Source organism: Amphritea opalescens, assembly GCF_003957515.1.
GTDB classification, from domain to species: Bacteria; Pseudomonadota; Gammaproteobacteria; order Pseudomonadales; family Balneatricaceae; genus Amphritea; species Amphritea opalescens.
Genome location: NZ_RQXW01000002.1, coordinates 195,447 through 212,602, shown reverse-complemented (window position 1 = coordinate 212,602; position 17,156 = coordinate 195,447). Strand labels below are relative to the sequence as shown.

At 50.9% G+C, this 17,156-nt stretch carries 17 protein-coding genes and 1 pseudogene; 12 read left to right on the top strand and 6 right to left on the bottom strand.

What is annotated here, in order from left to right; translation table 11 throughout:
• Positions 1-45: 45 nt before the first annotated feature.
• Complete coding sequence (locus tag EH243_RS03195; protein WP_126157192.1) at positions 46-1,002, bottom strand: alpha/beta hydrolase; 957 nt, start codon at positions 1,000-1,002, stop codon at positions 46-48.
• Between the two features lie 141 nt (positions 1,003-1,143).
• Between EH243_RS03195 and EH243_RS03190 the strand changes: the two genes are divergently transcribed.
• The 8 genes from EH243_RS03190 (at position 1,144) to EH243_RS03155 (ending at position 10,662) form a co-directional block, all read left to right on the top strand.
• A complete protein-coding gene (locus EH243_RS03190) occupies positions 1,144-4,326 on the top strand; it encodes a mechanosensitive ion channel domain-containing protein (RefSeq protein ID WP_126157191.1) in 3,183 nt (1,060 codons plus the stop codon).
• 44 nt (positions 4,327-4,370) lie between these two features.
• Positions 4,371-4,784, top strand: a complete 414-nt coding sequence (locus EH243_RS03185; protein WP_126157190.1) for an acyl-CoA thioesterase — start codon at positions 4,371-4,373, stop codon at positions 4,782-4,784.
• Between the two features lie 23 nt (positions 4,785-4,807).
• On the top strand, positions 4,808-5,158 hold the full coding sequence (locus EH243_RS03180) for a DUF4870 family protein (protein ID WP_126157189.1): 351 nt from the start codon (positions 4,808-4,810) through the stop codon (positions 5,156-5,158).
• Between the two features lie 299 nt (positions 5,159-5,457).
• Positions 5,458-7,635, top strand: a complete 2,178-nt coding sequence (locus EH243_RS03175) for a malate synthase G (protein ID WP_126157188.1) — start codon at positions 5,458-5,460, stop codon at positions 7,633-7,635.
• A gap of 151 nt (positions 7,636-7,786) precedes the next feature.
• Positions 7,787-8,626, top strand: coding sequence for an NAD-dependent protein deacetylase (locus EH243_RS03170; RefSeq protein ID WP_126157187.1), 840 nt, complete (start codon positions 7,787-7,789; stop codon positions 8,624-8,626).
• Between the two features lie 107 nt (positions 8,627-8,733).
• Entirely contained in the window at positions 8,734-10,116 is a 1,383-nt protein-coding gene (gene dbpA / locus EH243_RS03165) for an ATP-dependent RNA helicase DbpA (RefSeq protein ID WP_126157186.1), read from the top strand.
• A 33-nt stretch (positions 10,117-10,149) separates the two neighbouring features.
• Positions 10,150-10,428 (top strand): peptidylprolyl isomerase, encoded by a 279-nt coding sequence (locus EH243_RS03160; protein WP_126157185.1) that lies wholly within the window; start codon positions 10,150-10,152, stop codon positions 10,426-10,428.
• Between the two features lie 42 nt (positions 10,429-10,470).
• Positions 10,471-10,662 (top strand): hypothetical protein, encoded by a 192-nt coding sequence (locus EH243_RS03155; protein ID WP_126157184.1) that lies wholly within the window; start codon positions 10,471-10,473, stop codon positions 10,660-10,662.
• 140 nt (positions 10,663-10,802) lie between these two features.
• Here EH243_RS03155 and EH243_RS18640 read toward each other — a convergent pair.
• The 5 genes and pseudogenes from EH243_RS18640 to EH243_RS03130 form a co-directional block, all read right to left on the bottom strand.
• A pseudogene (locus EH243_RS18640) lies at positions 10,803-10,975 on the bottom strand (type II toxin-antitoxin system Phd/YefM family antitoxin); the annotation flags it as partial.
• A 9-nt stretch (positions 10,976-10,984) separates the two neighbouring features.
• Positions 10,985-11,701 (bottom strand): NYN domain-containing protein, encoded by a 717-nt coding sequence (locus EH243_RS03145; protein WP_126157183.1) that lies wholly within the window; start codon positions 11,699-11,701, stop codon positions 10,985-10,987.
• A gap of 81 nt (positions 11,702-11,782) precedes the next feature.
• On the bottom strand, positions 11,783-12,043 hold the full coding sequence (locus EH243_RS03140) for a hypothetical protein (RefSeq protein WP_126157182.1): 261 nt from the start codon (positions 12,041-12,043) through the stop codon (positions 11,783-11,785).
• Positions 12,036-12,641, bottom strand: coding sequence for a uracil-DNA glycosylase family protein (locus tag EH243_RS03135; protein ID WP_126157181.1), 606 nt, complete (start codon positions 12,639-12,641; stop codon positions 12,036-12,038). Before EH243_RS03135 ends, EH243_RS03140 begins: the two co-directional genes overlap by 8 nt.
• A 53-nt stretch (positions 12,642-12,694) precedes the next feature.
• On the bottom strand, positions 12,695-13,690 hold the full coding sequence (locus EH243_RS03130) for a GlxA family transcriptional regulator (RefSeq protein WP_126157180.1): 996 nt from the start codon (positions 13,688-13,690) through the stop codon (positions 12,695-12,697).
• 106 nt (positions 13,691-13,796) lie between these two features.
• On the opposite strand from EH243_RS03130, the gene EH243_RS03125 reads away from it, so the two are divergent.
• The 4 genes from EH243_RS03125 to EH243_RS03110 all read left to right on the top strand — a co-directional run bounded on the left by EH243_RS03125 (position 13,797) and on the right by EH243_RS03110 (position 17,133).
• Positions 13,797-14,378, top strand: coding sequence for a peroxidase-related enzyme (locus tag EH243_RS03125; RefSeq protein ID WP_126157179.1), 582 nt, complete (start codon positions 13,797-13,799; stop codon positions 14,376-14,378).
• A 158-nt stretch (positions 14,379-14,536) separates the two neighbouring features.
• Complete coding sequence (locus EH243_RS03120; protein WP_126157178.1) at positions 14,537-15,487, top strand: metallophosphoesterase; 951 nt, start codon at positions 14,537-14,539, stop codon at positions 15,485-15,487.
• 104 nt (positions 15,488-15,591) lie between these two features.
• On the top strand, positions 15,592-16,740 hold the full coding sequence (locus EH243_RS03115; protein ID WP_126157177.1) for a cytochrome-c peroxidase: 1,149 nt from the start codon (positions 15,592-15,594) through the stop codon (positions 16,738-16,740).
• A 153-nt stretch (positions 16,741-16,893) separates the two neighbouring features.
• Positions 16,894-17,133 carry a Rho-binding antiterminator gene (locus tag EH243_RS03110; RefSeq protein ID WP_126157176.1) on the top strand — a complete coding sequence of 80 codons (240 nt, stop codon included), beginning with the start codon at positions 16,894-16,896 and terminating at the stop codon, positions 17,131-17,133.
• Positions 17,134-17,156: the final 23 nt, after the last annotated feature.

Genomic DNA, 17,156 nt, shown 5'->3' with positions numbered 1-17,156 from the left:
TAGCTCTCAGAGATATTCATCTAAAAGGCAGCTTCGGCTGCCTTTTTACTGCCCGTCTTCTGGGTTTAACCGCTCCTTAATCAGATTAAACACCTGCAGCCGGATCGGCGGCGTTTCATTGACAAGATGATGCCGCGCCTTCTCTATCAACTTAATCTCCAATCCCGGATAAAGCCGCCCAATCACCCCGAGATTGTGCCGCCACTCGACGGTTTCATCCTCAACCCCCTGAATACACAGCGGCTGAGTGGTCAAGCTGTCGGCCTGTTCTACCTCGTTAATCCACTGCAACATCGCCCCGACCCAGCGAACAGGGACACGCCGATGCTGCAACGGGTCTCCTTGACGCACAAACGCTAGAAACGCCTGATCTCCAGAGCTTAAACCGTAACCACGTGGAACTGTCCGTTTGAAAAGGCGTAACCAACGATACTGTCTAACAATACTTTGCCAACCGCAGGGCCGCACCAGGGGTGCTAACAAAACCTGTGCTTGAATCGGCCAGTCACCGTAACCAAACTTCAACTGCTGTTCCATCACAATAGACGCCCCCGTACTCTGCCCCAACAAGACCCAAGGTCCAGCCAAACGCTCTCGACGACTATTGAGTAACGCCGTCAACTGCTGGGCATAGGTGGTAAAGCTATCGATAAACAGCGGTCGCCCTTGGGACAAGCCATGACCGGGCAGATCATAGATCAGCACATCCCAGCCGATCTCCAACAGGTAGGCGATCAGATGACGATACAAACCGGCATGATCAAAATAACCATGCAGCACCACGACCGTACCGCGACTCTTATCTCGGCAGCAGTAGTGCTGCACAAACAAAGTACAGCCTTCCACCGTTTGCTGGGTAGCAAATAACTTATGACCCGCATGAATAATCGAATTTAATCGGTAGCAGTTGAGATACTCTTCGAGTAACTCGTCACTGTTAACCTCTTCTTGGTTATAGATGGGTAATTTGCTAAGTAAGCATTTGGCATCTAACATCGGCATAATACGTTTCCTTAAACTGAGCCAACGACTCAGCGCATAAAAAGCGCGGCTAACCTATAATCTAGGCCATATTGACAACTTATTCCTTGTGCCAAGACAATTGCCCTATATAGTTAGCTTCATCACCTGAAGGCATGACCTATGCGACTGTTCATTCTGTTTGTTCTACTATTCAGCCTTAAAGGGTTCGCGGAAACGCCGGACTTTAGCACCGAGTTAAACCGTCTTCAGACCCAGTTTCAACAGTATGACAGCGACCCAGACAATCCGCTAAAAAGCGCCTACCAACAGGCGATTCAAGCGCTACAGGATGTTATTGCCCTAGAACAACAAACACAGAACCTGCGCGCCGAAATTGAGGCTCAACCACAACAACTCGAACAGGCTCGCCAACCAACATCCTCCGCTTTAACCCTCCCTGATACGGTGCCCGAGGGTGACCTGCAACTCTTATTAGTCAAAACCAAGGCCCGCCTGATCGACTTGGAAAAAGATCAAGACAGCCTACAGCAGCTCATTCGCGATAGTGACCGCTTACTACTGAGTAAGCGAACCCTGCAGTTAACCTTGCAACAACAGTTGAACAACAGCGTTAAAACCACTGAAACGCCGACCAGTGACCTCCAGCAATTACGGGCACAGATACGCGGCTATCAGCAGAAGGCACTTGAACTCACCCTCGAAGTCACTGAACTAGAGATCCTTGTTTTACCCGGCCGGACAGAACTGGCCCGTCTCAACCTAGCAAAGTTACAAACACAGATTCAACAGTACAATAACTGGATCAACGACGCAGAAAAACGCTTGCAGCAGGAAGACCGCGCTACCGCTGAAAAAAACCTGAGCCAAGTGACCATATCCGATACCGACAACAACCCCATATTGCAGCAAGCGCTCACCCGTAACAATGACACCGCCGACATCATCCGCCAAGGGCTGGAGGAAGCAGAGCAAACCAGCCAACGACGTAAACAGCTAGAACAGCAGCTACAGATAGTCCGCCAAACCTATCAAGCGATCCAATCACAGCTTGAACTCGGCATGGGCTATACCGGTTCAGAGATCCGTAAACATATCCAACAACTGCCCAAACCGCTCAACCCTGAAAACACGAAAACCCGCCTCAAAGAGTTGCAGTTCAGCCAGCTAACCCTCAGTCAGCCGGTACTTCCGCCAGCCGAACTAGAGACGTTATCGCCGACCCAACAAAAAAAACTCCAGCAACTCAACAAAAACCTCGTCGAGCTAGTATCCCAGCAACGCTCACTACAACAGAAACTCATCAGCGAGTTATCACAATTACTGTTGATTCAGGATCAATTCAACGCCCAACTCATCAGTAACCGAGCGCTATTTAATAAGCACCTTCTGTGGTTGCCCAGCACCGACCCTATCTCCCTTGAATGGCCTAGACAAATCATTCAAGGCTTTGCAGCATTGACCGATGAACTGCCCTTCTTACTGCGCCCTCATTTTAGCCAGTTAAGCAGTAAAATAGGTTGGCCCTTAGGCTCGCTGATGATCACGTTACCGCTCGCCCTCTTCTGTCGTCGCTACCTAAACCAGCGCCAGGCTTTGTGGTGTAAGCAGATTGGCAATGTCACTGAAGATCATATTCGCCACACCCTCCGTCCGTTGCTGTATGGCCCCTTGGTGGCACTGCCCATTCCGCTCTTCCTCTACATCCTAGGCCGTCAATTTGGCGAGACAAGTTCGATCAGTAACCCACTCTATATCACTGCCTTTATCAGCTGGCTCTACTTGATCTTCATGCGCTGGATGCAACAACCCTATGGCTTACTACAAGGGCAGTTTGGCCTACCCGAGCACACCACTAGCTCCCTAAGGAAGCGGCTGCGAGTACTGTTCTGGATCAACACGCCACTGATTGCGCTGTTGTTGATACTCGACACCAGCACTCAGGAGGTAATTATTGCGGGCCCTACACGGCTAATCCTACTCGGCGTCGCCCTAAGCTTCGCCCTCTTCTGGATCAGCTTGTGGCGCGCGATCCCCAAAAACAACCCAAACCAATCACAGCTTTGGAGTAACGCCGGCCTTTGGATGGGCTTTATCATCAGCTTTAATATTGCCATGGCCGGCCTCATTTTATGGGGCTATATACTCTCAGCCAGCATTCTGACGGGGCTGGTCTTTCTACTGGTATGTATCGCGATTCTCTCCTATCTGATCTTTAATCTAGGTCGCCGCTGGCTCTTGATAGAAGAACGAAAGCTCTCCTTTAGCCATGCATTAGCTCGCCGAGCCGAGAGTCTCGCTGCTCGAGAAGAACCCACCGATTCACCACCGGTGCAAGAGAACTTCATCGACATTCAAACCATCTCTGATCAGGGTCATATGCTGCTTAAAACAGTGACCGCACTGATCTTTATCACCTTGGCATGGCTTACCCTTGGCTGGACACTTCCCGCGCTCGACATACTGGATTCCGTCACCCTTTGGTCAACCGGCAGCGGTGAGAGTGACGTACTTAGCTTTATTACCCTTAAGCAGATTATTTTTGCCCTTGCTGCGCTCTACATCACCTTCGTTGCAGCCCGTAACCTGCCGGGGCTCTTTGAGTTATTGGTACTGAACTATCTGCCACTGGCGCCCGGTACCGGTTTTGCCATCTCCACTTTGCTGAAATACTCACTGTATATTGTCGGTCTCGTCAGCTTCCTTAACTTTCTCGGCCTCGAGTGGGGCAAGCTGCAGTGGCTCATCGCAGCCATGGGGGTCGGCCTTGGATTTGGCCTACAGGAGATCGTCGCCAACTTTGTTTCCGGTCTGATTATTCTATTTGAAAAACCGATCCGTATTGGCGACACCATCACCATCGGCGGTGTCACCGGTAATGTCAGCCGGATTCATATCCGCGCCACCACCATTACCGATTGGGACCGCAAAGAGGTGATCATCCCCAATAAAACCTTTATCACCGACCAGCTTATCAACTGGTCACTCACCGATCCTATCACCCGTATTATTGTGCCGGTAGGCGTCGCTTATGGCTCCGATACTGGGCTGGTCACCGAATTATTACTGCAAGCCGCCGCCGTCAACAAAAACGTGCTCTCAGAACCCGCCCCACTGGCTTACTTTTTGTCCTTCGGCAATAGCACCCTCGATTTCGAACTGCGGGCTTATATCAGCTCGATGGATAAACGCAATCAAGCAACCCATGATCTGCACCGCACCATTGATCAATTGTTTAAAGAACACGATATTGAGATTGCCTTTCCGCAACTGGATCTTCACCTAAGAAGTAATGACACCGAGCAGGGTAACGATAAAAATAGCGGCAATGTTGCGCCAAAATAAGTTAATATTGATGCTATAACAATGAAAACAAAGAGATCTTTACCATGAGTGACAACCAGAATCGCCGACAACTACATCAATGTCAGATAGCCGTGCGCTGGGGTGACATGGATGCTTACGGCCATGTTAACAACGCACTCTATATGCGTTATTTAGAAGAAGCTCGGGTACAGTTGCTCGCGGCACTGGGAGCCTCCGTCGATGGCAACGGCATCGATCCGGTGGTTATAAATGTGGGCTGCACCTTTCTTCGGCCCATCATCTATCCAGCCACCGTTAACATAAATATTTTTGTCGGTGAGATCGGCCGCAGTAGTTTTATGACCTGGTACGAACTCAGCACCACCGACGAACCCGATCTAATCTGCAGCGAAGGTTATTCCAAAGTCGTGTGGATGGATCACAAAACCGGCCGTTCCGTGCCGCTGCCGGACAGTATCCGAGAAAAAATTTCTTAATCTTTAATCACACAGGTAACCAAATGAATCAAGTTAGCAATCCATCGACCGAAAAAGGCAGTAACGCAAAGATTATCTATATTCTCTATTTAGCCAGCCTCATATTCGGTATCACCGGCTTGGTTGGATTGGTGATGGCCTATGTTTACAAAAACGATGCCCCTGAATGGCTAAAAAGTCATTACCAATGGCAGATCCGTACCTTTTGGATAGGACTACTCTTTGCAATCATCGGCATCATCACGACCTCAATTCTGATTGGTTTCCTGATTCTTATCTTAAATGTAATCTGGTTTATTGTTCGTTGTATCAAAGGCCTGAGCGCACTGGAAAAACAGCAACCGCTGCCGAAACCTAGCAGCTGGCTGTTCTGATAGACCGCCACCGATTTACCCTTTAAAAAAGCTGCCGATGGCGGCTTTTTGCTTATCTAGGGTTACCCTTTTAAGTTCACCCAGCCGCTTTCCCACGATGTGAAATGAATACCCTGCATAAGCTTCATACTTTAGCCGTGCTTTAGGGGACAGGCATGGCAAAGTGCGATATTGTTGCGACGCACAAGCCAAAACACCGAGAGCGCTGAGACCAGCCACCGGATTGCGGCATACAAAAAATCACCTGATCCGGTTGCCTCGCACCGGATGTTGGACGATTACAAATGGGGCAGTACATTATGAGTCAACGGATACAAACAGGCGGCCTGCAGGTTGCTGAAGTTCTCTACAATTTTGTTAACCAGCAGGTTATTCCTGGCACTGGCGTCAACGAAGAGCAGTTCTGGGCAGGACTGGACAGCATTGTCCACGACCTAGCACCTAAAAACCGTGAGCTGCTGGCAAAACGGGATGCCATTCAAGAACAGATTGATAGCTGGCACCGTGAAAACCGCGCTAACGGCTTCGATCTCGAGGCCTATAAAACCTTTCTAAAAGAGATCGACTACCTGCTACCTGAAGGCGACGATTTCTCAGCCACCACCAGCAATGTCGATCCAGAGATGGCTACCATGGCCGGACCACAGCTGGTTGTGCCCGTGATGAACGCCCGTTTCGCCCTGAATGCGGCGAACGCTCGCTGGGGTAGTTTGTACGATGCCCTCTACGGCACCGATGCTATCGCCGACGATGATGGCGCAGAGATCACCGCTAGCTATAACCCCGTTCGCGGCGCAAAGGTTATCGAATTCGCCCGTAACGTGCTGAATGAAGTAGCCCCACTCGTTAATGGCTGCCATAAAGACGCGGTCCGCTATAGCATTGAACATGGCAAACTGGTCGTTACCCTGACAAATGGCACGGAAACCAGCTTGCAAGATGAAGCACAGCTGATCGGTTATAACGGCGAAGCCTCTACACCGAACGCCATCCTGCTAAAACACAACGGCCTGCATCTGGATATTCAAATCGATCGCAGCAGCCAGACCGGCGCCACCGATGCCGCTGGGGTAAGTGATATTATCGTCGAAGCCGCTCTCACCGCGATCATGGACTGTGAAGACTCCGTGGCCGCCGTTGATGCTGAAGATAAAGTCGTCGCTTACAAAAACTGGCTCGGCCTGATGAAAGGCGACCTTACCGAAGCTGTCACCAAGGGCGGAAAAACCTTCACCCGTAGCATGAACCCTGATCGCCAATATACTGGCGTTGATGGCTCTGACGTGCGTCTGAAAGGCCGCAGTCTGATGTTTGTCCGTAATGTTGGCCATCTAATGACGAACAATGCGATTCTCGACAAAGACGGCAACGAGATCCCTGAAGGCATCCTCGACGGCATGCTGACTAGCCTGATCTCAATTCACGATGTTAAGGGCACCGGTCAGTTTAGCAACACCACCACCGGCTCCATCTATATTGTAAAACCGAAGATGCACGGCCCAGAAGAGGTGGCGTTTGCCGATACTCTGTTCGGTCGTATTGAAACCGTTTTAGGCTTGCCCCGCTTCACCATCAAGATGGGCATCATGGACGAAGAACGCCGCACCACGGTTAACTTGAAAGAGTGTATCCGCGCGGCCAAAGACCGTGTGGTCTTTATTAACACCGGCTTCCTCGACCGCACCGGTGACGAGATCCATACCTCAATGGAAGCGGGCCCGATGATCCGCAAAGGCGAAATGAAAGCCGCTGCATGGATCGGCGCTTATGAAGACTGGAACGTCGATAATGGCCTCGCTTGTGGCCTGCAAGGACGTGCGCAGATCGGTAAAGGTATGTGGGCTATCCCTGATCAGATGGCTAACATGCTGACCGCTAAGATCGCGCATCCGCTATCCGGTGCCAATACCGCTTGGGTACCATCACCAACGGCGGCTGCCCTGCACGCATTGCACTACCACAAGGTAGATGTCTTCGCCCGTCAGGAAGAGCTAAAAAGCCGTCCTCGCGCCAGCCTTGATGATATTCTGACCATCCCCGTCGCTAGCGATACTAACTGGTCGACTGAAGAGATTCAGAACGAGTTAGACAACAATGCTCAGGGTATCCTAGGCTATGTAGTGCGCTGGATCGATCAGGGCGTTGGCTGCTCTAAAGTACCGGATATCAACGATGTCGGCCTGATGGAAGACCGTGCAACACTGCGGATCTCCAGCCAGCATATCGCTAACTGGTTACATCACAATATCTGTACCGAAGCGCAGGTCATGGAAACCATGCAGCGCATGGCGGCTGTGGTTGATCGCCAGAACGAAGCCGATCCGCTGTACCAGCCGATGGCACCGAACTTCGATGATAGCATTGCCTTCCAGGCGGCATTAGAACTCGTCATCCAAGGCCGGATTCAGCCAAATGGTTATACCGAGCCCGTTCTGCACCGTCGTCGCCTAGAAGCGAAGGCCAAGCAGAGCGCGTAGGCTCTAGCGCTTCACTGATGAAAAAACCGCGCCCGACGCGGTTTTTTTTCGCGCTCGCAAAGCAGCCCACAGTATCCACCGCTAAAGAGAAAGCTGAGTAATTACCAAGCTTTTCATTGGTCTCAATGGATCTAGCGACTACACTAGACCCATGACATCACAGCCAAACGCACAACCATTAACCGATTTTATCCACCAGCATCCACGCCTGTTTATCTTGACCGGTGCCGGTTGCAGTACCCAATCGGGCATTCCCGACTACCGCGATAGCAATGGTCAGTGGAAACGCCAACCGCCGGTGCAGCATCGGGACTTTCTCACCAGCCACGCGACCCGCCAGCGTTTCTGGGCCCGCAGCCTGATAGGCTGGCCGTTAATGGCCAATGCTCGGCCCAATAGTGTACATAACAGCCTGCAGCAACTGGAACAGAAAGGCTACTGTCCGCAACTGGTCACCCAGAACGTAGACCGGTTACATCAACTGGCTGGCCAGCAACAGGTGATTGACCTTCATGGCCGCTCCGATCAGGTAATCTGTATGGACTGCCAACAACTGCATGATCGCAACCAGATACACCAGCAGATGGCGGCTGAAAATCCAGCGTTTGCTCACTATACCGCCAGTGCCGCACCAGATGGCGATGCCGACTTAGAAGGGGTCGACTTTGGCCGTTTTAAAGTCACCGGCTGCGCTGCCTGTGGCGGCATGCTCAAACCCAATGTGGTATTTTTTGGCGATAATGTCCCTAAAGAACGGGTATTTAGCGCCCTCGATAGCTTAGAAAAAGCTGATGCGTTACTCGTTATCGGCTCTTCCCTGATGGTGTATTCCGGCTTTCGCTTCTGTAAACAAGCCGCGCAACGAAACATCCCTATTGCCGCCATCACCCACGGAAAAACCCGCGCCGATGAACTCCTTAGCTTAAAACTCGATGGTGATATTAGCGCCTTTCTGACGCCAAGCGTGAGCGCGTTAGATCAGCGCCTTTAGCCTCAACTTTACTGCTCATTAAGTGAACAACAGGCTTAACAAAGCAGCGATAGCCGTGCGTATCAGGTATACTGGCGGCCAATTGAATCCTGATTCCGAGTACAACTGTGTCTGATACCGCTTTTTCCTCCCTGAACCTACCTCCTACCATGCTTAGCAACCTTGCTGACCTTGGCTATAACGAGATGACCCCCATTCAGGCCCGCAGCCTGCCGCATGTGCTAGACGGCAAAGATCTAATTGCCAAAGCAAAAACCGGTAGTGGTAAAACCGCCGCCTTCGCCATCGGCTTGCTATTAAATATCAATCAGCGGGATTTCGGCACTCAGGCGCTCGTTATCTGCCCTACGCGGGAACTCAGCACCCAGGTGGCACAGGAGATTCGTCGGCTAGCACGCTTTAAAGACAACCTGAAACTGGTGATTCTCTGTGGTGGCCAATCCGTCGGCCCACAAATAGGCTCACTGGAACATGGCGCACATATTATCGTTGGCACACCCGGCCGAATTCAGGATCTGATCCGCAAAGGTAAGCTCGACCTATCCCGTTGTGGCACCGTGGTGCTCGATGAAGCTGACCGTATGCTCGACATGGGTTTTTATGAGCAGATTGAAGGGGTGATCAACCACACACCTAAGCAGCGTCAAACCCTGCTGTTTTCGGCCACCTATCCCGATGGGATTAAGAAACTCAGCGCCGACCTGCAGCGTGATCCAGTGGAGGTCACCGTCGAAGCGGTGCACAGCACCAGCCAGATCGAGCAATCTTTCTACGCCCTCGAGCAAACTAAGAAACCTGAAGCATTGGCGCGCATTCTCAGCCACTTTAATCCAGAATCGACCGTGATCTTCTGTAACACCAAAGATCAGTGCCGTGAAGTCTCCGAACACCTGCGCGGGCTCGGCTACTTTGCCGCCGCGTTACACGGCGATCTCGACCAACGCGACCGCGATCAGGTATTAGTGCAGTTTTCCAACCGCAGTAACACTATTCTGATCGCCACCGATGTCGCCGCCCGTGGACTGGATATCAGTGATCTATCACTGGTGATCAACTACGACCTCCCCCGTGATCCAGAGATCTACGTTCACCGTATCGGTCGTACTGGCCGCGCCGGCAAAGAGGGTATGGCTATCAGCCTGTTCCGAGATTCTGAACAGTACAAGATGGATATCATCAGCGAATACCTGTCGCAGACGCTCGAGACTAAATCCCTCAGCAGCCTGAAAAAAACCAGCTCTGAAGAGCCCGTTAAACCGGTGATGCGCACACTCTGCATCGCCGGTGGTCGAAAGGATAAGATACGTCCCGGAGACATCCTAGGCGCACTCACCGGTGAAGCCGGTATAGATGGCAGCGCGGTGGGTAAAATCAATATCTACGATTACGCTGCCTATGTCGCCGTCAAGCGTGAAGAAGCCCGTAAAGCCCATAGTCGACTACTCGATGGCAAGATCAAGGGTCGCCGCTTTAAAGTAAGAATGCTGTAAAAACATTTACTCGGATAACAAAGGTATTTTAATATGGCGGTAGCATCGGCGCGGCATATTCTAGTGAAAACCAAAGCCGAAGCTGACAAGCTGAAGCAACAACTGGAAAAAGGGGAGGATTTTGCCCGCTTGGCAAAAAAACACTCTCTGTGTAACTCCGCCAAACGGGGTGGTGATCTGGGTGAATTTCGGCCCGGCACCATGGTAAAAGCGTTCGACAATGTGGTTTTCCGCAAGAAAGTACTGGAAATCCACGGACCGGTGAAAACAAAGTTTGGTTTTCATCTTATACAGACACTCTATCGCAGCTAACCGTTAGCCCGATACAGTCGCCAACTTAAGGAGGTAGTTCCTATGAAACCGGCCAAGAAGCAGAAACAACACCCCAAGTTTGTTGAAGCGATGCAGAAACTCTCTGCCATGAACGAAGAAGAGCGCCTCTCCGAGGAAAACAAAGAACTCTTTGATCAAGCCATCGCCTACGCACCACTGGAAGCCCAGCCGGCGCTGGTGGCGATACAGCGCAAATATGCGGAAGTGCATTAAGAGCTGAAACGTCGCTGCTCGAAAAAGCATAAGATCAAAAAAACAAAAGAGAGCTGCGGGCTCTCTTTTTTTGCTTTGCATATACCGCAGGGTAACGAATTTATTAACTAACAGCGTTACCTATCCGTGATAACAGCCCGTTACGTGGTTTTCCCCTCACGATATTGCAGCAATCGACCTATTCAGATGTTCAACATTAACAGGCGAACGGAGTAAGTGGACGGTTTCCATTAAGCTATTGCAGTAATCTAAAGACATAACCACAGTATCTTCAGAATCTCTGACGGGTAATCACCGTCGTGTCCGCATCATTGGCGAACCTTTACCCCTTTTTACTCTTACGTACATCCCGCACCAGAAAAGATCGCCCCTGCCCCCGCTTCAACTCAAATAGATCGACGGCTTTGAACAGGCTACTCAGGTTTTTGAAGCCATAGTTACGGCAATCGAACGAGGTGCGGTTGGAGATATTCGAACCCACGGGGCCCAAAGGTGCCCACCCATCTTCATCTTCGTTGGCTTCAATCGCCTGACGCAGCAGATTAATGAGCTTGGTGTCCGATTTGATATTTTTCGGTTTGGTACTATTGGCGTTTTCGACGGTTTCTGGCTCGTCAAGAAAGAGGAATTTAGAGCAGGCATTCACAAACGGGGACGGCGCTTTACGTTCGCCAAACCCTAACACCATTTTGCCTTCCGCTAACGCGCGGGTCACCATCGGGGTGAAGTCACAATCAGAGGAGATAAAACACATCACATCGATATCTTTGGTGTACATAACATCCATCGCATCAATGACTAACGCAATATCGGAAGCATTCTTCCCTTTGATTAAGTCATACTGCTGCACCGGCTGAATCGCATATTCATGTAACAGGTCCTCCCAAGATTTCAGGGTGGGCGATTTCCAGTTACCGTAAGCCTTACGGATGGTGACCACACCATACTTAGCCACTTCACTCAGTACATTTTCAAACTTACTCGCGGGGGCATTATCGGCATCTATAAACAGGGCTATCTTTTGCTTTATCTCGGTCATCCTAAATCCACCTGTCACGCAATCAACTTAATATCGCTTTATTATAACGAAACGCAGCACAAGCCTGCAGTAAAGAAAAAGTTATCCCCAGACCCAGATCAAACTCATGACCGCAATAACGACACAAGCCCACCAAAGCGGCGTTAAGCGCTTAAGTCCGTTTTTGGAATGACTCCACACAAGACCACCAAGCCCCAATAGCATCAGGGGTAACGCCACCACGGCCAGTATCATCCAAGCAGTACTCTCCAACGCAATCGAGGAGTAATAGCCGAAGCACATCACCAACGGCAACAGCGCCACAATCACCAGTTTTATTAGCCATTCAGGCAGTTTATTCATCAGAGTTTACTTGATTAAGCACCACCTTCACCCGCTGCTGTAGTGCTGGCACCAACTCTACTTCAAACCAGGGATTCTTACGCAACCAGATATTGTTACGGGGACTCGGGTGAGGCATAGGAAAGATAGCCGTACCCTCGCGCTCGCTATATTCCCGCCAGCGGGAGACCATCTCGGTTACCGATCCTTTTTCTTGCAGATGCCAAGCCTGAGCATATTGGCCGATCACGAGAATCAGCTGCAGATTCGGTAAACGATCGAGCAGTAACTGGCGCCACTGCGGAGCGCACTCTTTACGAGGGGGCAGATCACCGGACTTACCGGTACCCGGATAGCAGAATCCCATTGGGAGAATCGCGATTTGTTGAGCGTCATAGAAGGTATCTCGATCGATGCCCAACCAATCCCGTAGGCGGTCACCACTGGGGTCATTAAAAGGGATGCCGGTTTCATGCACCCGCCGTCCAGGTGCTTGCGCCGCGATCAGTATCCGCGCGGCTCGATCAAACTGAATCACCGGCCTCACACCATCGGGTAGATAGGGGGCACAGATATCACAGGCCTTCACTCGGGCAATCAGCTGCTGATCAGTTTCCACTCTTTTCTCCTATGAATAGGCTCAGGCCTCAATGGCTCATTAAACGACTTAGCCTAATGAGCGCCTTTTTGTTGTACCCGTTTGCGATAATGGCTGGGCGATTCCCCCAGTGCTTTTTGAAACAGCCGCCTTAGCGAGCTAGGGCTGGCATAACCGACCCGCTCAACGACCTGCTCTAGGCTCAAACTGGTCGTTTCTAATAAGAGCTTGGTCTGCTCAAAACGCAGCTGCTGTTGATAATCAGCCACACTGATACCGTTCGCCGCTTTGAAGCGACGCGAAAGGGTACGCACACTGACCCCATGACCACTCGCTAAGGTCTGTAAACAAAGCTTATGGGATACGTCCCGTTGTAGCTGACTCTCAATAGCCAATACCAAGCTATCTTGATGATCGCTGCTTTCCTGCATAAAAATATAGGGGGATGCCGTGCTTTGAGCCGCATCGATCAACATATTTCGGGCGGCGCTCTGCGCTAAATGGCGCCCGACCTGCTGCTCCACCAAAGCCAGCATGGCGCCTAAGTTAGCGGTCATAGAGCCGGACGTATAAGCCCCCTGATCATTCACTAACATGGTATCAGGACAGTGCTCGACCGCCGGATAGCGGCTGCTAAAAGCCTTGCCCAACCACCATGCCGTGGTTGCCCGCTTACCAACCAACCCGCCCGCGTCACCCAACAGAAAAACACCACTGCAGTTTGCCGCTATCGGTATTCCCCGTTGAATATATTGGCTTAACCACTGGGTCTCTTCATCGAGCTGGGCTAGCCGCTTGAGCAATGAACGCACATCGAGATGGTGGATACCGGGGATAACAATCAGATCCGCCTCGGGCATCTGCGCGAATGAAACATCGGCCATGATCCGCATACCATTGGAGCAGCTCACCCAACCGCCATCACGTGAAGCCAACTGACACTCATATAGTGTGTCATCCTCGCCCCGCGTCTGCTTCCAGATAGAGTTAACGACGTTAAACACATCGAAAGGTGAGGTCAGTCCTGTGGCTTGACAGCCATCGAAGGCTAATCCAATAACTTTGTACATAATGACCTGATTTGCTCGTTAATTGGCGAACGAATGTCTTAATTTGATCGATTTTTCAGCGTAACCTAGATCTATCATTGACACCAGACAGAGAGATATAAAAATAATGACTCAACCCATCAGTCGCTACCCGATTACAGCACTACCCGATCTGCCCGCCGATATCCGCGACAGAATTTTGGCCGTACAAGAAAAAGCGGGCTTTATCCCGAATGTCTTTCTGACGCTCACCTACCGGCCCGATGAGTTTCGCGCCTTCTTCGCCTACCATGATGCTGTAATGGCTCGGGAAGGCAGCACCCTTAGTGCGGCAGAGAAAGAGATGATTATCGTCGCCACCAGCGCCCTAAACGGCTGTCAGTATTGTGTAATCGCCCACGGCGCTCTGTTGCGCGTCTATTCAAAAGAACCGTTGTTAGCCGATCAGATCGCGATTAATTACCGCCATGCTCCACTCACCGATAAACAAAAAGCGATGCTCACCTTTGCCATCAAAGTTTCACGGGCACCGGAAACCATAGCAGAAGACGACTATGCCGAATTAAAAACCTACGGTTTTGATGATGACGATATTCTCGACATCACGGGTATTACCGCCTTCTTTGGCCTTTCAAACCGAATCGCCATTGTCACTAACATGCAGGCCAACAACGAATTTTACACCCTTGCCCGCGTCCCCCGCACATAAGCTAGCAAGCTAACCGCTGGCCCTGAGCCTTATCAGGGCCAACCGATCACTCCCTATCAAGCCTTGTCTACCCGTTGTCACCATCTGTTCATCTGTTTTAAAGCTCAGTGTCACCTTTAACCGCCATACTGCCCCCAAACTGATTGCTGGACAGTAAGATGCAGAATATCCACACCATGTTTATCTCCGATGTGCATTTAGGCACCCCCGATTGTCAGGCGAAGTTACTTAGTGAAGCGCTGACGCAACTCGCTCCGAAAAAACTTTATCTGGTCGGCGATATTATCGATCTCGCGGCGATGCGTAAAAAAGCCGTTCTACCTCAGGATCAACAACTGCTTATCGGGCAGCTCTGGCAGATGGCCAGAGAGGGGTGTGACATTATTTATATCCCCGGTAATCACGACGCCCCACTGCGTAAAGTCTGCGGCTTAAGGTTAGGCAAGTTACAGATTCGCCGTAAAGCGATCCACAAAACCCGTGATGGCCGTCGCTTTCTGGTATCCCACGGTGATGAGTTTGACAGTCATGTCCGTATCCATCCACTCATGTTGCTGCTAGGTGATCATAGCCACCAACTGTTGCTCTGGTTAAACCGCAGCTACAACCGCGTACGTCAATGGCTGAAGCTACCTTACCGCTCACTCGCCGCGATGATAAAACAACGTTTTAGTACCGCCCAACGCTATATTCAACACTTTCAGGATGCCGCTTGTACCGAGGCTAAACGGCAATCACTGGATGGCTATATCGGCGGGCATATCCATCAAGCAGGCTTTAACCACCGCAAGGGAGCGCTGTACTGCAACGATGGCGACTGGGTTGAGCACTGTACCGCACTGGTTGAAACCGACAGCGGCAAACTGCAACTGCTGGAATGGCCGACCATGAAGGTAGTGAGCGAGCCCTCTGCGCCACTGTCATATTCCAGCGAACCGGTGATCTGTGCCTGCAAACGTATCCGCCGACGCGCCTTTGTTGAAATCGTTCAGCGAGAGCAGCTCACCACCATCGAGGCCGTTCGAGAGCACACCTCGGTTAATATTAATTGCGGTTGCTGCTATGAAACCGTGCAAGCGGTACTCGATGAACTTAATCAGCCCCATTAGCTTGATTTGAGTCAAGCCATTAGAGCCCCAGCAAAAATACTTCCCGCCTCAAAGAGCAATTCTGATATTATTGCAAATACGATTCACTATCATTTGCATCTATTATGAAATGCTTTATCTATCTCCTGAGCCTCTCCACACTGCTAAGCACCGGCACAATCGCCGCTGACACTGAGCAACCGCTGTTAAATAAAGTTCAGCTGGGCCAGCAACTCTTTTTTGATACCCGTTTATCGGCAAACCGCAGCCAAAGCTGTGCGACCTGCCACGCCCCCCAAGCGGGCTTTGCTGATCCCCGACAGAATGACGCCAATGGTGCGGTATCCTTAGGTGATGATGGACATTCTCTGGGTAACCGAAACGCACCGACCGCAAGCTACGCCATGTTCAGCCCCGATTTTCAGCTTACCGAGGAAGGGGTTTATAAGGGTGGTCAGTTTCATGATGGCCGTGCTAAAAATCTTCAAGCGCAAGCCGGTGGCCCACCCACCAATCCGATTGAGATGGGCATGCCATCAACCGCAGCACTGATGGCCCGATTACAGAAGATCCCCCTCTATCGCAAAAATTTCACGGCACTCTATGGCGCTGATATCTTCGCCCAGCCCGATGCAGCCTACAACGCCATGACCGACAGCATTGCGGCATTTGAACGCACCGAGGAGTTTGCCCCCTTTGATTCGAAATACGATCGTTTTTTACGCGGCGAATATAAACTCACCCCGCAAGAAGACCTTGGCCGCACTCTGTTTTTCTCCCAACAGTTCACTAACTGCAATCAGTGTCACCAGCTAAAAGCGAGTCCTAGGGCCGAAGGCGAAACCTTCAGTAACTATGAATATCACAATATCGGTGTCCCGATTAATCAACAGGCCCGCGCGATCAATGGCGTCAGTCCCGACTTTATCGATCAAGGGTTATTAGACAACCCGGCGGTGTCCGACCCCGCTCAGGCCGGTAAATTTAAAGTGCCGACACTACGCAATGTCGCCGTCACCGGCCCCTATATGCATAACGGTGTGTTTAAAGACCTGCGTACCGTGGTGCTGTTTTACAACAAATACAATAGCCGTAGCCCTGTTCGACAGATCAATCCCGAAACAGAGCAACCTTGGGCCGCCCCTGAAGTTCAGCAAAATATCTCTCTTAAAGAGTTAGAATCCGGCCCAGCACTGGCCGATCAGCGTATCGATGCACTGGTGGCCTTTATGAAAACACTCACCGATAAGAGATATGAAGCCCTACTCGATTGATCTCTACCCCTCATGTTTCAGGCTCAGACCTCTCTGATGACAGGGCATATCCATGCCCTGTCGCTACATAAAGCAGTGCTAACGTTTTGATGGTGTTATCGACCCAACGTTATCTGTTATGGTGTAGCCCAATGATAAGAATAAGAGGGTGCTATGACCGATTACAAACCGATTCAATGCGAGCTGCATGATGGTTTTGAACTAGCCTGTATGCGCAGACTGGTCGATCAGGTGATCTGGCAGGATGAAAACGGTCAGCTACAACGGGATAAGCTGCGCTTTATTAATATCGATATCCGCGACGGTGAAGAGTGTCTGATTGCCGCCGATCATAATGGTAAACAGTTACGCATCCGGCTCGACCGGATTCAATCGAAACCGCCGGGTTGCTAACCTAGGCGGCTACACACCCACAG